General features: G+C 67.5%; 15 protein-coding genes. 10 read left to right on the top strand and 5 right to left on the bottom strand.

The window, feature by feature from the left end; genetic code table 11:
- The first annotated feature begins 144 nt into the window (after positions 1–144).
- Positions 145–1,533 (top strand): L-serine ammonia-lyase, encoded by a 1,389-nt coding sequence (locus tag ASE22_RS07825; RefSeq protein WP_056357098.1) that lies wholly within the window; start codon positions 145–147, stop codon positions 1,531–1,533.
- A 54-nt stretch (positions 1,534–1,587) separates the two neighbouring features.
- Here ASE22_RS07825 and ASE22_RS07820 read toward each other — a convergent pair whose 3' ends face one another.
- Positions 1,588–2,508: an alpha/beta hydrolase gene (locus tag ASE22_RS07820; protein WP_162248291.1), complete on the bottom strand. Its 921-nt coding sequence runs from the start codon at positions 2,506–2,508 to the stop codon at positions 1,588–1,590.
- A 180-nt stretch (positions 2,509–2,688) separates the two neighbouring features.
- Between ASE22_RS07820 and argE the strand changes: the two genes are divergently transcribed.
- A complete protein-coding gene (gene argE / locus ASE22_RS07815) occupies positions 2,689–3,879 on the top strand; it encodes an acetylornithine deacetylase (RefSeq protein ID WP_056357092.1) in 1,191 nt (396 codons plus the stop codon).
- 16 nt (positions 3,880–3,895) lie between these two features.
- Positions 3,896–4,636, top strand: a complete 741-nt coding sequence (locus ASE22_RS07810; protein ID WP_056550305.1) for a GntR family transcriptional regulator — start codon at positions 3,896–3,898, stop codon at positions 4,634–4,636.
- 16 nt (positions 4,637–4,652) lie between these two features.
- On the opposite strand, the gene ASE22_RS07805 is transcribed toward ASE22_RS07810, so the two are convergent.
- The 3 genes from ASE22_RS07805 to ASE22_RS07795 form a co-directional block, all read right to left on the bottom strand.
- Positions 4,653–5,939 (bottom strand): spinster family MFS transporter, encoded by a 1,287-nt coding sequence (locus ASE22_RS07805; RefSeq protein ID WP_056357087.1) that lies wholly within the window; start codon positions 5,937–5,939, stop codon positions 4,653–4,655.
- A complete protein-coding gene (locus ASE22_RS07800) occupies positions 5,932–7,938 on the bottom strand; it encodes a S9 family peptidase (RefSeq protein WP_056550309.1) in 2,007 nt (668 codons plus the stop codon). Before ASE22_RS07800 ends, ASE22_RS07805 begins: the two co-directional genes overlap by 8 nt.
- A 67-nt stretch (positions 7,939–8,005) precedes the next feature.
- Positions 8,006–10,132, bottom strand: a complete 2,127-nt coding sequence (locus tag ASE22_RS07795) for a TonB-dependent receptor (protein WP_156397536.1) — start codon at positions 10,130–10,132, stop codon at positions 8,006–8,008.
- Between the two features lie 132 nt (positions 10,133–10,264).
- Between ASE22_RS07795 and ASE22_RS07790 the strand changes: the two genes are divergently transcribed.
- Genes ASE22_RS07790 through ASE22_RS07765 form a run of 6 tightly spaced genes read left to right on the top strand, consistent with a single transcriptional unit; the run spans position 10,265 to position 15,006 of the window.
- Positions 10,265–10,720, top strand: a complete 456-nt coding sequence (locus ASE22_RS07790; RefSeq protein ID WP_156397539.1) for an acyl-CoA thioesterase — start codon at positions 10,265–10,267, stop codon at positions 10,718–10,720.
- An 18-nt stretch (positions 10,721–10,738) separates the two neighbouring features.
- The gene (locus ASE22_RS07785) at positions 10,739–11,497 is read left to right on the top strand and encodes an SDR family oxidoreductase (protein ID WP_056357070.1); all 759 of its coding nucleotides are present in this window, start codon (positions 10,739–10,741) and stop codon (positions 11,495–11,497) included.
- Position 11,498: 1 nt separating this feature from the next.
- The gene (locus ASE22_RS07780) at positions 11,499–12,401 is read left to right on the top strand and encodes a 3-keto-5-aminohexanoate cleavage protein (RefSeq protein WP_056357067.1); all 903 of its coding nucleotides are present in this window, start codon (positions 11,499–11,501) and stop codon (positions 12,399–12,401) included.
- Positions 12,402–12,407: 6 nt separating this feature from the next.
- On the top strand, positions 12,408–13,340 hold the full coding sequence (locus tag ASE22_RS07775; protein ID WP_200933293.1) for an ornithine cyclodeaminase family protein: 933 nt from the start codon (positions 12,408–12,410) through the stop codon (positions 13,338–13,340).
- Complete coding sequence (locus ASE22_RS07770) at positions 13,337–14,560, top strand: aconitase X (protein WP_056357064.1); 1,224 nt, start codon at positions 13,337–13,339, stop codon at positions 14,558–14,560. Before ASE22_RS07775 ends, ASE22_RS07770 begins: the two co-directional genes overlap by 4 nt.
- Positions 14,554–15,006 (top strand): aconitase X swivel domain-containing protein, encoded by a 453-nt coding sequence (locus tag ASE22_RS07765; RefSeq protein ID WP_082545840.1) that lies wholly within the window; start codon positions 14,554–14,556, stop codon positions 15,004–15,006. Before ASE22_RS07770 ends, ASE22_RS07765 begins: the two co-directional genes overlap by 7 nt.
- Here the strand turns inward: ASE22_RS07765 and ASE22_RS07760 are convergent.
- Positions 15,001–15,666, bottom strand: coding sequence for a TetR/AcrR family transcriptional regulator (locus tag ASE22_RS07760; protein ID WP_235536248.1), 666 nt, complete (start codon positions 15,664–15,666; stop codon positions 15,001–15,003). The two genes, ASE22_RS07765 and ASE22_RS07760, sit on opposite strands and share 6 nt — an antisense overlap.
- A gap of 188 nt (positions 15,667–15,854) precedes the next feature.
- Here ASE22_RS07760 and ASE22_RS07755 point away from each other — a divergent pair, with 188 nt between their 5' ends.
- On the top strand, positions 15,855–16,985 hold the full coding sequence (locus tag ASE22_RS07755; protein ID WP_235536249.1) for an amine dehydrogenase large subunit: 1,131 nt from the start codon (positions 15,855–15,857) through the stop codon (positions 16,983–16,985).
- Positions 16,986–16,989 lie beyond the last annotated feature (4 nt).

Genomic DNA, 16,989 nt, shown 5'->3' with positions numbered 1-16,989 from the left:
TATCTCGGCGAGTGCTCGGCAAGATCAAGCCGGGCCCCTTGGAAGGATCGAAGGCCTGATGGATATGGTGATTTTCCCGGCATCGGCCGCGTCGGTGCCGACCGGCCCAAGCATGGTTGGTGACGGCAGCTGGACGGCCGGGTGATGGCGGCAAAAAGCGAGAAGGTCGCTCCGGTCGCGGACCGGGCGATCAGCGTCACCGAATTGTTCACGATCGGGGTCGGGCCGTCGAGCTCGCACACCGTCGGGCCAATGCGCGCCGCCAAGGATTTCGTCGAGCGCGCGGCCGCGCGGGGCCAGGTCGTCCGGGTCCGGTGCGAGCTGTTCGGCTCGCTGGCGCTGACCGGCCTCGGCCATGCCACCGATATCGCCATCCTGCTCGGACTGGCGGGCGAGACGCCCGAGTTGGTCGATCCCGACCGGATCCAGGCGAAGGCCGCAGACATCCGCGCCCGCAAGGCGTTGCCGCTCGACGGCGGGCCGGAGATTCCGTTCGACGAGGCGACCGACCTGCCGTTCCTGCGCGGCAAGTTCCTTGCCGGCCACGCCAATGCCATGCGCTTCACCGCCTTCCATGCCGATGGCGGCGAGGAGCAGGCGACCTATTTTTCGATCGGCGGCGGCGCGATCCTGCGAGAGGGCGATCCAGTTCGGAGCGCGAACGTCGCGCTGCGCCACCCCTTCTCCTCGGCGGCGGAACTGCTCGCGATCGGTGAGCGGACCGGGCTTTCGATCGGCGAGATCGTTACCGCCAACGAGGAGGCCTGGCGCGCGCCCGAGGAGACCGAAGCCTTTCTCGCGCAGGTTCGCGCGGCGATGCTCGCCTGCATCGCGCGTGGGCTGAAGGGGGAGGGGGTGCTGCCGGGCGGGCTCAACGTCCGCCGGCGCGCCAAGACGGTCCATGACCGGCTGGTTGCGCGCGGACCGCGCAGCGACCCCTCGACGGTGTTCGAATGGGTCAGCCTCTGGGCGCTCGCGGTCAACGAGGAGAATGCCGCCGGGGGGCGCGTGGTGACGGCGCCGACCAACGGTGCCGCGGGCGTGCTGCCGGCGGTGCTCAATTATTATGAGGTGTTCGTGCCCGGCGCGACGGCGGCGGGCAGCCGGCTGTTTTTGATGACGGCGGCGGCGATCGGCTTCCTCTACAAGAAGCGCGCGTCGATCTCGGCCGCCGAGATGGGATGCCAGGGCGAGGTCGGCGTCGCCTGCTCGATGGCGGCGGCGGCGCTGGCGGCAGCGCTCGGCGCCAGCAACGGCCAGATCGAGAACGCCGCCGAGATCGGCATGGAGCATAATCTCGGCCTGACCTGCGATCCGATCGGCGGGCTCGTCCAGGTGCCCTGTATCGAGCGCAACACGATGGGCGCGATCAAGGCGATCAATGCCGCCTATCTTGCCCTGCACGGCGACGGGCGCCACGTCGTCAGCCTCGACGCGGTGATCGAGACGATGCGCCAGACCGGCATCGACATGCGCTCCAAATATAAGGAGACCAGTCTCGGTGGCCTGGCGGTCAATGTCGTGGAATGCTGAGCTAGAGGTCGTGTCAGCGGGATTCCCCGCTCCACGCGAGCGGAATCCTTCGATCTAGGGCGCCGGTCGCGGGCTGAAGGCCTCGACCAGGGCGGCGCGGATAGAGGGCAGCGATCCGCTCGCATGCGTCTCGCCCGGGACGATGTCGAAGCGCACCGTCAGGCCGGGCAGGGTGGCGAGGCGGCGGGACAGGTTACGGGCGTTGCCGATCATATGTGCCTGGGCGAGGCGCTCATGATCGGCTGCGCTGGCGCCGGGGTCGGGTGTCTCCTCCCACTGGCCGGCCGACAGCAGCAACCGGCGTCGCGCGAAGGCGGGCCTTCGCTGTGCGGATGCGTCGGCCGCCCTGAAGAGATGATCGCGGACTAGCCAGATTGACGGGCTCGACGCGACATAGCTGTGGAACAGCTGGGGCCGCGCGAAGAAGGCGTGGAGGACGAACAGGCCGCCCAGGCTGTAGCCCGCGATCGTCCGGCGATCGGGGTCCACCGGCAGGTCGCGTTCGACCGCGGGGCGAAGCTCGTCGGCGATGAAAGCCAGCAGCCGGTCGGCCCCGCCGGACCGAGGCAGGGACTTGTCCAATCTGGCCTCGATCGGCACCGGCGGCGTGTAGTCGGCTACGCGGCGGGACGGGCCGCCATAGCCGATCGCCACGATCACCCCGGGCTCCAGGCCCAGATAGGGACCGAATTGTCCGGCGATGGCGGCGGCGACGGGGAAGCTCTGGTCGCCGTCGAGCAGGTAGAGGATCGGATAGCCGCCCGGCGGGGGCGGGGTGGCCGGGCGCTGGACGTAGATGCGATAGCTGTCGCCAGCGGCCGCGTGCATCGTGCGGACCTCGCTATGGTCGAGGACATAGGCGGTGACCGCTTCCACCCCCACCGGTGCGGCCTCCGCTCCGGCCGGCAGGAGCAGGAAGGCTGCTCCGGCCCAGGCCGACACCAGGCTTCGCCGGACCATTCCGGTGATCGTCATGCCCATCATGTCCCCGCTGATGCGCCGAATGGCTATTGACTGTGCACGGTAGAAATACAATATGTATACAAGGAAGTTCAAGGGGTTTCAACGTGACATCACTTTCGGCGGTCCTCTTCGAAGCGGCCGCGCGGCACAGTTCGCCAATCCCCGTTTCCGCAATACCAAAGGCTCGCGAGCATGGCTGAGATCCAGGTCCCGCCTGCGGAGATCATCGATCGGATCGCGGCCGATACGATCGCTATCCTCGACCGCTTGATCGCCTTCGACACCACCTCGTCGGAGTCCAATCTCGCGCTGATCGCCCATGTCGAAACCTATCTGGCGGGCTTCGGGATCGAGGCGCGACGGGTGGCCGACGACCATGGCGGGAAGGCCAATCTGATCGCGACGATCGGCGGTGCGGGAAATGGCGGGATCGTGCTGTCGGGGCATACCGATGTCGTCCCCGTCACCGACCAGCCCTGGACGATGCCGCCCTTCGCCCTGACCCGCAGGGACGGGCGTCTCTACGGGCGCGGGACAAGCGACATGAAGAGCTTCCTGGCGCTGGCGCTGGCGACGGTGCCGCATCTGGCCGAACGCCGGTTGCGGCGGCCGATCCATCTCGCCTTCTCCTACGACGAGGAGGTGGGGTGCCTGGGTGTAGGCGACCTGATCGGCGAATTGCTGCAGCAGTGCACGCCGGCGGTGGCGATCATCGGCGAGCCGACCAACATGAAGATCGTCGACAGCCACAAGAGCATCCATCTCTACGAAGTCGTCGTCACTGGGGTCGAGGCGCATTCGAGCCTGTCACACGAGGGCGTCTCGGCGAACATGATCGCGGTCGAGGTGATGCACGTCCTGACCCGGATCGCCGAGGCGGAGGAGCGGCTGCACCGCAATCCCCGCTTCGACCCGGCCTGGTCGACACTGACCATCGGCGTGATCCAAGGCGGCACCGCCCCGAACATCCTCGCGCGCGAATGCCGCTTCGCGTTCGACCTGCGCACCGTGCCCGATCGAGACGTCGATACGATCCTGGCGCCCTTCTGGACGGCCGTCGAAAAGGCGCGGACGGACCTTGCAAGGCGAGCGCAGGGCGGGGACATCTCTGTCCGCCGTCTCGCCGCGGTGCCGGCGCTGCGCGAAGAGGAGGACGGTGAGGCGCGTACGCTCTGCACGATGCTGAGCGGCACCAACGCGCCGAGCACCACCGTCTCCTATGGGGCGGAAGCGGGCTATTTCCAGCAGGCGGGCCTGTCGACGGTGATTTGCGGTCCGGGTTCGATCGAGCAGGCGCACCGGCCCGACGAATATATCGAGATCAGCCAGATCGAGGCCGGCGCCCGCTTCATGGCGCGGCTGGTTGCATTTGTCCGCGACTAATGGTGTGAGGATGGCCATGCAGGGGAAACGCGCAGGCAAATCGGCGAAGGTGGCGGTACTCGACGAGGGCGCGCGCCAGTCGAGTGGGCAGAAGGTCTATTCGCTGCTGCGCGAACAGATTCTCAACCTGGAGCTCGCGCCCAACGCCGAGCTCGACGAGGTGCAGATCAGCCGCGAATTCGGTTTCTCGCGCACTCCGACCCGCGAGGCGCTGATCCGCCTCGCCGCCGAAGGACTGGTGACCCTGGCGCCCAACCGGGGCGCACGGGTCGCCTCGCTCGATCTCGATCAGGTGCCGCAGGTGCTCGAGGCGCTCGAACTCTACGAGCGCGCGACCACGCGTTGGGCGGCGCTACGCCGCCAACCCCATCATCTGGCGCTGCTTGAACGGCGCAACGAGGAGTTCGCCGTCGCCGCCGCGACCGGCGAGCCGCGCGTGATCGTCGAGGCCAATTGGGCGTTTCACGACGCGATCAACCAAGCGTGCGGCAACCGCTTCCTCGCCAACGACTGCTCGAAGATGCTGCGCGGGGTGATGCGGCTGTCGCTGCTCGCCTTCCGCCAGAACAGCGCGCAGCTGGCCAGCTACGGCGACGTGATCGAACAGCACCGCGAGATGATCGAGGCGATCCGCGCCGGTGACGCCGAACTGGCCGAGCGGCTGGTCTATGCCCATTCGGACGAATTCCGCGAGCGGATGAAAGCGTTCGTCGCCGGTGTCGCGACGCACGACTTCTCGCTCGTCGCCCGCGCCTGACCCCCCGCGCCCGACCTCAATCCTCGAGGTCGCCGACGATCCGGCGTCCCGCGCCGAACATCAGCAGGGCGGTAGGCAGCAGCATCGCCATCACGATCATCAGCGCATAGCGAAGACCCGCCGGGCCATGGACCGCGCTGAAATGATCGCTGAGCGCGCCGGTAATCACCGGCCCAAGTCCGAAGCCGAGCAGGTTGCCGAAGAACAGGATGATCGCGATCGCGGTCGCGCGCCGTGCGCCGCCGCACACCGCATGGATCGCGGTGAAGCCGGCGGGCAGGGCGGCATAGAGCAGGACGCCGCCGATCGTGCTGACGACCAGGAACAGGTTAAGATCGTCGATCATGAACATCAGCACATTGGGAATGACCGCCAGCCCGAAGCCGAGCGCCGGGAACCAGGCGATCCAGCGCCGGTCGCGGGCCGACAGCATGTCGCACAACGCACCGCCGGCAAGGCTGCCGACCAGCACGGCCAACGCCGAGGTCAGGCCGTAGACCGGACCGGCATCGGCGATCGGGCTACCGATCACCCGGATCAGGTAGGACGGCACGAAGACCAGCGCGCCATAGGCGGCGAAATGGTAGATGGTGAAGCCGATCAGCAGCCGGACGAAGGAGGGCTTGGCGGCCAGCGCGCGGATCGAGGCGCCAAGCGGCTCGCCCGATCCGGCGCGCGCGGCCGCGATCGGATCGGCCTGGCGCGGCTCGACCAGCACGAGCATGATCAGCGCCGCGATCAGCAGCCCGGGCAGGCCGAAGGCGACCAGGGTAAGGCGCCAGCCATGGGCCGTGACGAGCTGCGATCCGATGGTGAGCCCGATCAGATAGCCGGCGGTGCCCGAGGTCGCGAAGATGCCGATGGCGCGCGCGCGCTGCGCCGCCGGGAAATAGTCGACGATCAGCGATTGGGCGGGCGGCGTCGCCCCCGCCTCGCCGACGCCGACGCCGATCCGGGCGAGCAGCAGCTGCCAGAAGCTGCCGGCCATCGCGCAGAGCATCGTCATGCCGCTCCACACCGTGATCGCGCCCGCGATCAGCAGCTTGCGGTTGCCGCGGTCGGCGAAGCGCGCGATCGGCAGGCCGAGCACCGAATAGAGCAGCGCGAAGGACAGCCCGCTGAGCAGGCCGAGCTGCGTGTCGGAGATCTGGAATTCCCGCTTGATCGGTTCGAGCAGGACCGAAATCACCACCCGGTCGACCGAGCTCGACGTGCCCGCGAGGAACAGGATCGCGAGGAACAGCCAGCGCCGGGCGGGCGTAAGCGGAAAGGGCGCCGCACCACCCGTCGCCGGATCAGCCAAGACGCGTCTCGCCGGCCGGCCGGTCCCATTGGCGGAACCAGCGAAGGATACGGGTGCCCTGGTCGACCTGCGCCTCGTAGCGGAGCGGAGCATGGCCTTCCTCGGGATAGAGGGCCAGCTCGGTCGGGACGCCGCGCAGCGCCAGCGCACGATAGAATTGGACGGCCTGGCTCGATGGGGTTGTGTGGTCGACCTCGCCCGCGATCAGCAGGGTCGGGGTCACAACCTTGTCGGCGTGGCGGAGCGGGCTGCGCTGGTCGAAGATCCCGCCGACTTCGTAGGGCGAGCCGCGCGTGTAGAGGGTCAGGAATTCGGGGTGGTGTGCGGTGAAATACTGGCTGCGCATGTCGGTGACCGGCGCCATGGCGCAGGCTGCGCGGAAGCGGTCGGTGCGGGTCACCAGCCAGCTCGTCATATAGCCGCCATAGCTGCCACCGATCACGAACAGCCGATCGGGATCGACGCCGTGCTCGGCGACGACATGGTCGACGCCCGCGAGCAGGTCGACATGATCGGCGCCGCCCCAGTCGCCGATCACCCGCTCGGCGAAGTCGAGGCCCCGGCCCGAGCTGCCGCGCGGGTTGCAGGCGAGTACGGCATAGCCTGCGCGCACGAGCAGCGCCGCAAAGGGATTGTCGAAGGTCCAGCTGTCGCGGAACAGGTGCGACGGGCCGCCATGGACGAACAGCACCAGCGGCGGCCGCTCCACGCCCGCCGGCTTCGCCAGATAGCCCTTGATCGGCATCCGTTCGGCGCCCGGCCACTCGATCGCGGCCGCCGACCCCAGCTGTTGCTGGAGCGCGAGAACGGGAGGGTCGGCAAGATCGAGCAGGGTGGCCGATGCGCCATCCGCGTCGATGTGCCGAAGCTGCTGATAGGTGTCGAAGCCGTGCACGGGGGCGAGCAGGCCCTGCTGGCCGGTGGGCGCGGCGAAGGGAACCTTGCGGCCCGCGGTGCCGGACGTGCGCCATTCGATCGCGACCTGGCCGCCGTCGATCTCCAGCGTTCCCGCCACCGTCTCCGGCGCGGCGAACCCCGCGAAGAACAGCCGGCCCGGATCACGCCAGGCGAGGGTCGATATCTCGGCATCGATAGCGGGGCGCGACGTGACGCCTGTGGGCGCATCGATCAGCACCAGGCTGCCAAGCTGGACGGTACGGTGGAAGCGGCCCTCGATCAGTGCGACAAGGCGTCCGTCCGGAGAACCCTTGATCCCCGCCAGTTCGAGATCGGAGTCCGCGAGGCGCACGAAGGCGCCGCCAGCCGCCGGAGCCACGCCGGCATGGGTCTGGTACCAGCCACCCTCGCCGGGATTGCCGGACAGGATCGCGACGACCCGGTCATGGCCGAGCCAGTCGCATTCCCAGACATTCTGTCCCGCAGTGCCGATGCCGGTCAGCCGGCCGGTCGCGACCTCCCAGATATGGGCGCGGCGCCATTTGTCGGCATGGTCGCTGGTCTCCACCATGGGCGCCCAGCTCGGCCGCTCGGCCTCGGCCGCGCTGCCGATGCGGGCGGTCGCCGCCGATCCGGCCGCGTCGGATCCGGCATCGGCGGTCTGCAGCAGGATGCGAGTGCCGTCGGGCGACCAGGCGAAGCTCTCGACCGCTTCGCCGTCGAGCACGACCGTCGCGCGATGGCGATCGGGGGTGGCCGCATCCGCGACGACGAGCTGGAGATTGCCGGCGCCATGACCCTCGTCCGACAGGAAGGCGATCAGCCGTCCGTCGGGCGACCAACGGGGATCGGAAAGATTGGCGTCGGGCGCGCCGATCCATGTCGGTTCGCCGTCGTCGGCCAGCAGCAGGGTGCGCGTCACGGGAAAGCCGCCGCCGGCGCGATAGACCGGTCCGGAGAAGGCTATGCGCCCGTCGCTCGGATGCGGGGAAACATGGACGATCGCGTGGAGCCGGTCGGCGCCCGGCCGGTAGACCGTGTCGAAATAGTCCGCGACGTGCCGCTCGATGGCGCCGAGCGCCTGTGGGTCGATCATCGTCATTCTTTCGCTCGGCTCCATCGCCGCCACGGACCGTCGGCGAGGACGATCCGTGGCGCCTTCCTTCTGATCAGAGGCCGAATTCCAGTTGAAGGCCGATGGTCCGGGGACGCAACCGGAATTCCTGGCTGAAGTCGGTAGCCGGCTGGACCCGCTTGTTCCAGTTGGTGAGGTTGTCGACGAACAACGTGGCGGTCCAGTTGTTCTGCGCCTTGAGGGCGAAGCTGGCCCGCGTCGTCAGCGGTGCATCGCTGATGAACCGGCGGACGACGCCCGCGCTCAGCAGGCGCGCCGGGATCTTCGACCTATAGTTGATCGATCCGGACAGCTTGCCCTCCATCGTGCCGATCGGGAAGCCGATGTCGACGAACCCGCTCGCCGTATATTCCGGAGAGAAGGCGAGACGGTCGCCCTTGTCATAGAGGGTGACGGGGCCGCCTGCCGTCTGCGTCACGACCGGATCGTCCAGGGTGAGGTCGTTCCAGCTGAAGGTACCGCCGATATCGACGCCGCGCACCGGCCGCGCCGTCAGGCTGAGGTCGACGCCGAGGCCGCTGGCGCCGGTGCCGTTGACGGTCACCGCATAGACGATGTTGTTGAGGTTGACGTTGAGGTTCTGCTGAATCTTGTTCCAGTCGATATAGTAGACCGCAGCGTCGAAGGTCAGCGCGCCGTCGAGCATCGTCCCCTTGGCGCCGACTTCGTAATTGTGCAGCCGGTCGGCCTTGACCGGCGGGATGCCGGGTGCCGAGCGGATGATCGTCGGGCTCTGGTTGAAGCCGCTGCGGAAGCCCTGCGAATAGGAGGCATAGGCGGTGAAGTTGCGGCTCGGCAGCCAGGTGATCACCGCACGCGGCGTCACCGCGTCGAAAGTCTCGGTCCGCCGGGCGAGCGCCTGTGCCGGGTTACCCGTCACCGGGGTGACCTCGATCTGCGAGACGCGGTCGTTGAAGTAGCGAAGGCCGCCGCTCAGCTCGAGCCTGCCGTCGAACATCGCCTTGGTGAGCTGGCCGAACACCGCATAGGAGCGCGACTTGTCCCGGAAATTGATCGGTGCCGGGAGCAGGAAGAGCGTCTGGAACAGATCGTCCTTCGCGTCGCGATAGAAGGCGCCGGCCGACCAGCGCCAGCTGCCGCTGGTGGTCGAGTTGAGCAGCAGCTCCTCGGTGAACACCTTGGAGCGAATATCGGTATGCAGCGTCTGCAGCGGGCCGAAGGCGGTGTAGTCGCGCTCGCCGACATTGGCGAACTTGAGGTAGCTGGTCGCACTGGTCGCGGTGAAGCCGTCGAAGTCGTAGCCGATGCGGGCGCTATAGGCGTCATAGTCGAGCCGCTGCGGCAGTGGGACCGTGGTGGTCTGGACATTCGTCGCATTGGCATAGTTGGGCGAATCCTGGTCGATCCGCGAGATCGACACGCCGAGGCCGATGTTGAGCCGCTCGGTAGGCTGCGCGTTGACCTTGACGCGGAGGTTGCGCGACTTCTGGTCGTTGGCGTCCTTGATGCCGCGATTGGGCTGTTCGATCCAGCCGCCGGCATTCTCGAAGCCGGCGACGAGGCGCACCGCCAGCTTGTCCTCGACGATCGGCACATTGACCGCGACGTCGCCGCGATAGCTGGCCTCGCCGCCCTTGGTGGTCGAGACGCCGGCACGGCCCTTCAGCTCGAAGCGGTCGAGCTTCGCGTCGTTGGTCAGCAGGCGGACCACGCCGTTGAGCGCGTTGGCGCCGTAGAGCGTGCCCTGCGGCCCGCGCAACACCTCGATACGCTCCATGTCATAGGCGTTGGTGTCGGGAAGGATCGCCGACTTCACCAGGCCGAACGGAACCGAGTCGATATAATAGGCCGTCGTGCTGGACCCGGCGAGGGTCGCGCCGTTGGCGGCGACGCCGCGGATGGTGAGCTGGCTGCCGCCGCCCTGCGCGGTGTTGGTCAGCGAGAGGCCGGCGACGTTCCGCAGCGCTTCGGAAACGCCGCCGTTCGATTGCGCGTCGAGCGCAGCGCCGCCCAGGACCGCGACCGAGATCGGCACTTCCTGGAGGCGTTCCTGACGCTTCTGCGCGGTGACGACGATTTCGTCCTCACCAACCGCTTCGGCCCCGGCCACCGTCTGCGCATGGGCCGTGCCCGCGAGCAGCCAGGCCATCGCCATCGTCGCCGCGCCCGTTCCTACTGCCTTCCTCAAATGATCACGCACGTCTTTTCCCCCTTGTCAGCCGGTTGTTTTCGGCAAGGTCGTTTCCTCGTGAACACAATTTGTATAATCTGTGTAGACAAGTCAATAGCGTGCGTTTAGGCCACGTTTCCCAAGGCGGATCGGGAGCGTCAGGTGACTCACACAGGCTTGGAAAATGCGGGCGTGGAGACGCTTCGGGGGGTGGTCCACCCCTGGTTCTGCGACTCGATGGGCCATATGTCGGTGCAGCATCAGATGCCGCTGCTCGACAATGCGGTCTATCATCTGCTCGGCGAGTTCGGCCCGGTGACCGAGGTCGTGGGCGACCGTCGCCTGGGCTGGGCCGATGTCCGCCACGAGATCCAATATCTGCATGAACTGGTCGCCGGCGACCTGCTGGTGTTGCGATCGGGCCTGGTGTCGGTCGGGCGCTCGTCGCTGCGCCACCGCACCGCGATGGTGCGCCGCTCGGACGGCCGGGTCTGCACGATCATGGAGGGCGTGACGGTGCGCTTCGACCTCGATGCGCGCGTCTCGATCCCGCTGACCGACGAGCATCGCGCCCGCGCGGCCGGGCTGATGCTGCCGTCCCTTCCCCAATCGCAATGAAGTGAGGTTCTGCAACCGATGGAACGGATATTAGTGACGGGGGCCGGCGACAGCGTCGGCCGGGCGATAGCCGAACGCTTCCTGGGCCGCGGCGACAAGGTCCATATCTGCGACGTGCGGGCCGATGCGGTCGCCGCGACGCTGGAGGCCAATCCGGGCCTGACGGGCAGCGTTACCGATGTCGGCGTCCGCGCCGATGTCGAGGCGCTGTTCGACGATGCACGTGCCGCGCTCGGCGGGCTGACGATCCTCGTCAACGTGGTCGGCATGGCCGGTCCGCGCGGGGCGATCGAGGATATCGACGAGGACGAATGGGACAAGACCATCGCCGTCAACCTGAGCGGGATGTTCTACTGCATGAAACGCGCCGTGCCGCTGCTCAAGGCCAATGGCGGCGGTTCGATCGTCAACTTCTCGACCTGTTCGACCCGCACCGGCATTCCCTTTCGCGCGCCGTACATCGCGTCGAAGGCCGGTGTCGAAGGACTGACGAAGAACAGCGCGCGCGAGCTGGGGCCGTTCGGCATCCGCTGCAACGCGATCCTGCCCGGCATCATCGACAATGACCGCTTCCGCTTCGTCGTGAACCGCAATGTCGAGGCGACGGGGCGGAGCTTCGAAGAGATCGAGCAGGATTATCTCCGCTACGTCTCGCTGCGCTGCAAGGTTCAGGTCTCGGAGTTCGCCGACATGGTCGAATTCCTTACCTCTCCAGCGGGCGCGAAGGTCACGGGCGAGACGATCGCGCTCAGCGGCAACATGGAATGGGAAGAATGAGATGAGCGGGCAAAAGACGATCCTGACCTGCGCCGTCACCGGCGGCGCGCCTTTCAATCCGAAGCATCCGAGCATGCCGATCACGCCGAAGCAGATCGCCGATGCGTGCATCGAGGCGGCGTCGGCGGGCGCCAGCATCGTCCACATCCATGTCCGCGATCCGGCGACCGGCGAGGGCAATCGCGACCGCGCGCATTTCCGCGAGGTAGTCGACCGAGTCCGCCAGACCGGCGTCGACATCGTCCTCAACCTGACCTGCGGCATGGGCGCCTATTTCCTGCCGGATCCCGAGCGCGAGGGGCATATGCTGCCCGGCAGCGATGTGGTCGGCGTCGACGAGCGTGTCGCGCATGTCGAGGAACTGCTGCCCGAGATCGCGACGCTCGACATCGTCACCAACAACCAGGTCGAGGGACCGACCGAATATATCTATTTCAGCCCTACCCATACGCTGCGCGCGATGGCGAAGCGCTTCCAGGCCGCGGGCGTGAAGCCCGAACTGGAAGTGTTCGGCGCGGGCGACATCCTGTTCGGCAACAAGCTGCTCGAGGAGGGGCTGATCGACGGCCCGCCGATGATGCAGATGGTGCTGGGCGTGCAATGGGCGGCGCCGCACGGCGTCGACACGATCCTCTACCAGCGTAATCTGATGGCGCCGGGCACCATCTGGGGCGCGTTCGGCATAGGCCGCGAACAGATGCCGATGCTCGCGCAGACGCTGCTGCTCGGCGGCAATATCCGCGTGGGGCTGGAGGACAATCTCTACATGTCGCGCGGCGTCTGGGCGACCAACGGGCAGCTCGTCGAGCGCGCCTATTCGGTCGTCAACGCGATCGGCGGCTACAGCGTTGCGACCCCGGCCGAAACGCGCGAGATGCTGAAGCTGCGTACCCCGGGCAGCTGAGGCCGAATGACGATCGACATGATTCCCTATCTCGACGGCGCGGCGGTTGCGGAAGCGACGCCCTTTCCCGCGCTGATCGCGGCGTTGCGCGCGACCTTCGCCGCGCGCAGCTACCATGCGCCCGAACGTCTCAACACCGACATGGACGGCGCGAGCCTGCTGCTGATGCCGGCGTGGCGCGACGACGAGGCGGGCGGGGTGAAGATCGTCACGGTCGATCCCCGGCGGCGGCCATCGATCCGCTCGACCTATGTGCTGGCCGACACCATGGGCGGTCCCCCGATCGCGATTCTCGACGGGACGATGCTCACCCGCCGCCGCACTGCCGCAGCCTCGGCGCTGGCGGCATCCTTCCTCGCGCGGCCAGACTCCCGAACGCTGCTGCTGATCGGCACCGGGGCGCTGATCCAGCCGCTGGTCGAGGCTTATGGCTGCAGCTTCGCGCTCGACCGGATCCTGATCTGGGGCCGCGACCCCGACAAGGTGGCGGCGGCCGTCGAGGCGAACCGTCCATCGGGCTATCCGGTCGAAGCCTGTGCCGATCTCGACGCGGCGATCGCCATCGCCGACATCGTCAGCACCGCGACCCTCGCGACCAGCCCGCTGATCCGTGGCGCGGCGCTGCGGCCGGGGATGCATGTCGACCTCATCGGCGCCTTCCGCCCCGACATGTGCGAGGCCGATGGAGCCTGTTTCACCCGGGCGCGCACCTTCGTCGACACGATGGATGGCGCGCTGTCGGAAGCGGGCGACCTGATCCAGGCGATCGCGGCGGGCGATATCTCGGTCGATGCGATCGAGGGCGACCTCGCCGCGCTGTGTACTGGGACGCATCGCGGCCGCGACGGCGACGAAGGCGCGATTACGCTGTTCAAATCGGTGGGCACCGGGATCGAGGACCTTGCCGCCGCGCGGCTGGCGCTGGGGCTGGACGCTTGATCCTGCTCGAACCGATCGACCGCGAACTGCTCGACGGCAAGCATGGCCCCGCCGCGCGGCGCGCGATGGAGATATTGCTGCGCTATGGCGAGGCGAGCGGGGCCGAGCGCTTCATCCCGGTCGCGTCGGCGCATATCGACGGCTGCCTCTACCATGGTCCGTCGAGCATCGACTTCGTGCGGCGCTTCGTCGATCTCGGCGGCCGGGTTCGCGTGCCGACGACGCTCAACGTCGCCGCGGTCGACACGGTTCACCCGGGCTGGCATTGCGGGGCACCCGGGCTGCTCGACGAGCAGCGCGAGCTCACTGCGCTGCACGAGCAACTGGGCTGCCTGCCGACGCTGACCTGCGCACCCTACCAGCGCATGGCGCGACCGTTGATCGGCGAAGATGTCGCCTGGGCGGAATCGAACGCGATCGTGTTCGTCAACAGCGTGCTCGGCGCGCGCACCGATCGCTATGGCGACTTCGCCGACCTATGCGCCGCGCTGACCGGACGGGTGCCGCTGGCGGGGCTCCACATCGAGGCGAACCGGCGTCCGCGCGCGGTCGTCGAGCTGCCGGCGATCGAGATGCCCCGCGACCTGCTGTTCGGTGCGGTGGGCTATGTCGTCGGGGAATTGCTCAGGGGCGAGGTCGCCTTCCTTCGCGGCCTGCCTGCCGACGCGAGCGAGGACGAACTGAAGGCGCTCGGGGCGGCCGGGGCATCGGGCGGCGCGATGGCGCTGTTTCACGCGGAGGGAATCACTCCCGAGGCGGACTGGGCGGCGTCGCTGATCGACGGCCTGCCGGTGATGCGGGTGGACGGGGCGCAACTGCGCGCCGCGGTCGAGCGGCTGTGCCCGATCGAGCCGGGCGAGCCGGTCGCGGCGATATGCCTCGGCACCCCGCATTTCTCGCTCGAGGAATTCCGCGGGCTGAGCGCGGCGGTGGCGGGCCGGCGATCGGCGATCGAGGTCTATGTGTCCACCTCGCGCGAGATCGCGGCGATCGTCGAGCGAGAGGAGGTCTTCGCCCCGTTGCGGGATTATGGCGTCAGCATCGTCGTCGATACCTGCACCTATCTGGCGCCGGTCGTGCGCGAGCGGGCCGGGGCGATCCTGACCAACTCGGTGAAATATGCCCATTACGGTCCCGGCAATCTCGGCCGGCGGATCGGCCTGATGACCCTCGAACGCTGCCTGCGATCGGCCGAGACGGGACGCGTGGCGCCATGCTGATCGAGGGTCGCACGCTCGCGCCGGGCTGGGCGTCGGGGCCGCTGCTGCTGCTCGATACGCCGCTCAGCCTGTGGGGCGGGATCGACCTTGCCGATGGCCGGATCGTCGATCGGACGCATCCCCAGGCGGGGGCGTGCATCCCGGGCCATATCCTCGCCATGCCCGCCTCGCGTGGGTCGTCGTCCTCGTCGAGCGCGCTCGTCGAGCTGGCCCGGGCCGGGCGGGCGCCGACCGCGATCATCCTGACCGCGCAAGATCCGATCCTGGTCGTCGGCGCGCTCGTCGCGGACGACCTCTACGGCATCCGTATCCCGATCGTGACGATCGGTACGGCGGACTGGCCGCGCCTCCACGAAGCCGGCGCTTGGACCGTGGACGCATCGACGGCATCAGCGAGCCTGCGATCGGGCGGTGCGTCCCGATCCCTTCCGGACGACGCCCTATGAGGGCCCGGTGCCGATCTCGCCGGGCTTCAGCGACGTGATGACGTGCAGGAAGGCCTTGACGGCGATCCGCTCGATCGCAGGCATCTGATCGCGCCATGGCTTTTCATAGCCGGCGAACATCGTCATCCCCTCCATCGAGGCTGAGATGAACAGCGCGGCAATCTCGCGCTCGTTGGCGGGCAGGGCGGGGTTCATCTCCTCGACCAGTTCGAGGATCGCGACCCGCGCGCGCTGATAGAGTTCGGTCACCCGTTCCTGTACGAACGGATCATGGTTCGACAGCGCCCATAGTTCCGGGAAGACGCGGGTCGTCTTTTTGGTGGTGATGTCGTCGAGGATCAGGATGACGAGTTTCTCGAGCCGCTTCTCGGCGGGTTCAGCCGGATCGTGGACGATGACGTCGAAGGCGTCCTCATAACTGCTGATGATCGCGTTGAGCAACTCGCGGAGCAGTTCCTCCTTCGAGGGGAAGTAATAAGCGAGATTGCCGGCCTTCATGCCGCATTCGGACGCGATCCGGCGCAGGGTCAGCGCCTTCGATCCCTGTTCGACCAGGATGTTGAGCGCCGCATAGAGGATCTGCTCGAGACCTTCCTGTCCGCGCGCATAGCCGCCTTCCCGAGGGGTGATCTTCAGGTCCGGCACAACTGATTCGGTCAACGGGACAACCCCCAACACACTGATCTCCCGGCCTTAATCCTGACGCTGCACGGCAACAAGGTACGTAAGTATTTTTGACGCTTGACATAAATTGGTCAAGTGACAAAGATTTGCTCGACGCATCGGAGTCGATGGGCGCGGGAGGGTATTCGTCGATGAACATGGGAAGATTTCTCGGGGCGGTTGCCATGACGGTCCTGGCGGGCGCGGCCCATGCGGCGAGCTATCCCGAGCCGCTGCCGAACGAGCCGATCCCCAGCGTCGCCGAGCTGTCGGCGCAATATCCCGCAAGCTGGGTCTATGTGCAGGACCTGCATTTCAACAGCTTGCCCGACGGCCGCGCCGCTATCGTCGACGTCGCCGCCGAGACCCGCGCCTTCAAGGGCCAGGTCCCCGTCGCGCAGTTCGGAACGCTACTGCCGGCGACGACCAAGCCGGAGATCTACGTCGCCGAAACCTTTTTCTCGCGGATGACGCGGGGCGAGCGAACCGACGTCGTCACGATCTGGGACAAGGCGACGCTCAAGCCCAAGGGCGAAATCGTCCTGCCCGGCGGCAAGCGCGGCCAGTTCGTCACGCTGCGCAACAGCTTCCAGCTCACCAACGGCGAGAAATGGGCGCTGCTGTTCAACTTCACTCCGGCCTCGTCGATGTCGGTGATCGACATCGATGCGCGCAAGGTCCTGAACGAGATCGACCTGCCCGGCTGCTCCCTGATCTATCCGAGCGGTGCGCGGGGCTTCACCTCGCTCTGTGCCGACGGGACGATGACGAGCGTCGAGCTCGACGCCGGGGGCAAGGTCGCGAGCAGCAGCACCAGCAAGCCGATCAACGACATCGATCATGATCCGATGTTCATGACGCCCGCGATGGTCGGCAAGACCGCCTGGTTCGTCACCTTCCAGGGCAACATCCACGGCCTCGACCTGGCCAACACCAAGGCCCGCGACCTCGGCACCTTCCAGATGCCAAAGGAGAAGACGGCCGAGGGCGAATGGCGGCCGGGCGGCTGGCAGGTGATCAGCGCCGACGCGGCGGGCAGGCTCTATATCCTGATGAACCCGGCCGGCAAGGAAGGCAGCCACAAGGATGGCGGCAGCGAGGTGTGGGTCGTGGACCCCGCCAGGAAGCAGCGCGTCGCCCGCATTCCGCTCAAGAACCCGGCGGTGTCGGTCGAGGTCACGGCGCAGAGCACGCCGCTGCTGGTCGCCTCGCGCATCGATGGTTCGCTCGACGTCTATGACGGCACGAACGGCGCTTTCCAGCGCACCCTGGCGCAGGTCGTCCACGACCCGATGACGATGACGGCGTCACGGTGATCGC

It is taken from the genome of Sphingomonas sp. Root720 (assembly GCF_001428605.1).
Classification (GTDB): Bacteria; Pseudomonadota; Alphaproteobacteria; order Sphingomonadales; family Sphingomonadaceae; genus Rhizorhabdus.
Note: the sequence above shows the minus strand (reverse complement) of the source record. Positions and strands in the feature narration are given on the sequence as shown.

Bases quoted from the DNA above. Each gene is read 5' to 3' on its own strand.
- ASE22_RS07825 (WP_056357098.1), top strand. From the start codon at position 145: ATGGCGGCAAAAAGCGAGAAGGTCGCTCCGGTCGCGGACCGGGCGATC.
- ASE22_RS07820 (WP_162248291.1), bottom strand. From the start codon at position 2,508: ATGACGATCACCGGAATGGTCCGGCGAAGCCTGGTGTCGGCCTGGGCC.
- argE (WP_056357092.1), top strand. From the start codon at position 2,689: ATGGCTGAGATCCAGGTCCCGCCTGCGGAGATCATCGATCGGATCGCG.
- ASE22_RS07810 (WP_056550305.1), top strand. From the start codon at position 3,896: ATGCAGGGGAAACGCGCAGGCAAATCGGCGAAGGTGGCGGTACTCGAC.
- ASE22_RS07800 (WP_056550309.1), bottom strand. From the start codon at position 7,938: ATGACGATGATCGACCCACAGGCGCTCGGCGCCATCGAGCGGCACGTC.
- ASE22_RS07785 (WP_056357070.1), top strand. From the start codon at position 10,739: ATGGAACGGATATTAGTGACGGGGGCCGGCGACAGCGTCGGCCGGGCG.
- ASE22_RS07780 (WP_056357067.1), top strand. From the start codon at position 11,499: ATGAGCGGGCAAAAGACGATCCTGACCTGCGCCGTCACCGGCGGCGCG.
- ASE22_RS07775 (WP_200933293.1), top strand. From the start codon at position 12,408: ATGACGATCGACATGATTCCCTATCTCGACGGCGCGGCGGTTGCGGAA.
- ASE22_RS07765 (WP_082545840.1), top strand. From the start codon at position 14,554: ATGCTGATCGAGGGTCGCACGCTCGCGCCGGGCTGGGCGTCGGGGCCG.
- ASE22_RS07755 (WP_235536249.1), top strand. From the start codon at position 15,855: ATGACGGTCCTGGCGGGCGCGGCCCATGCGGCGAGCTATCCCGAGCCG.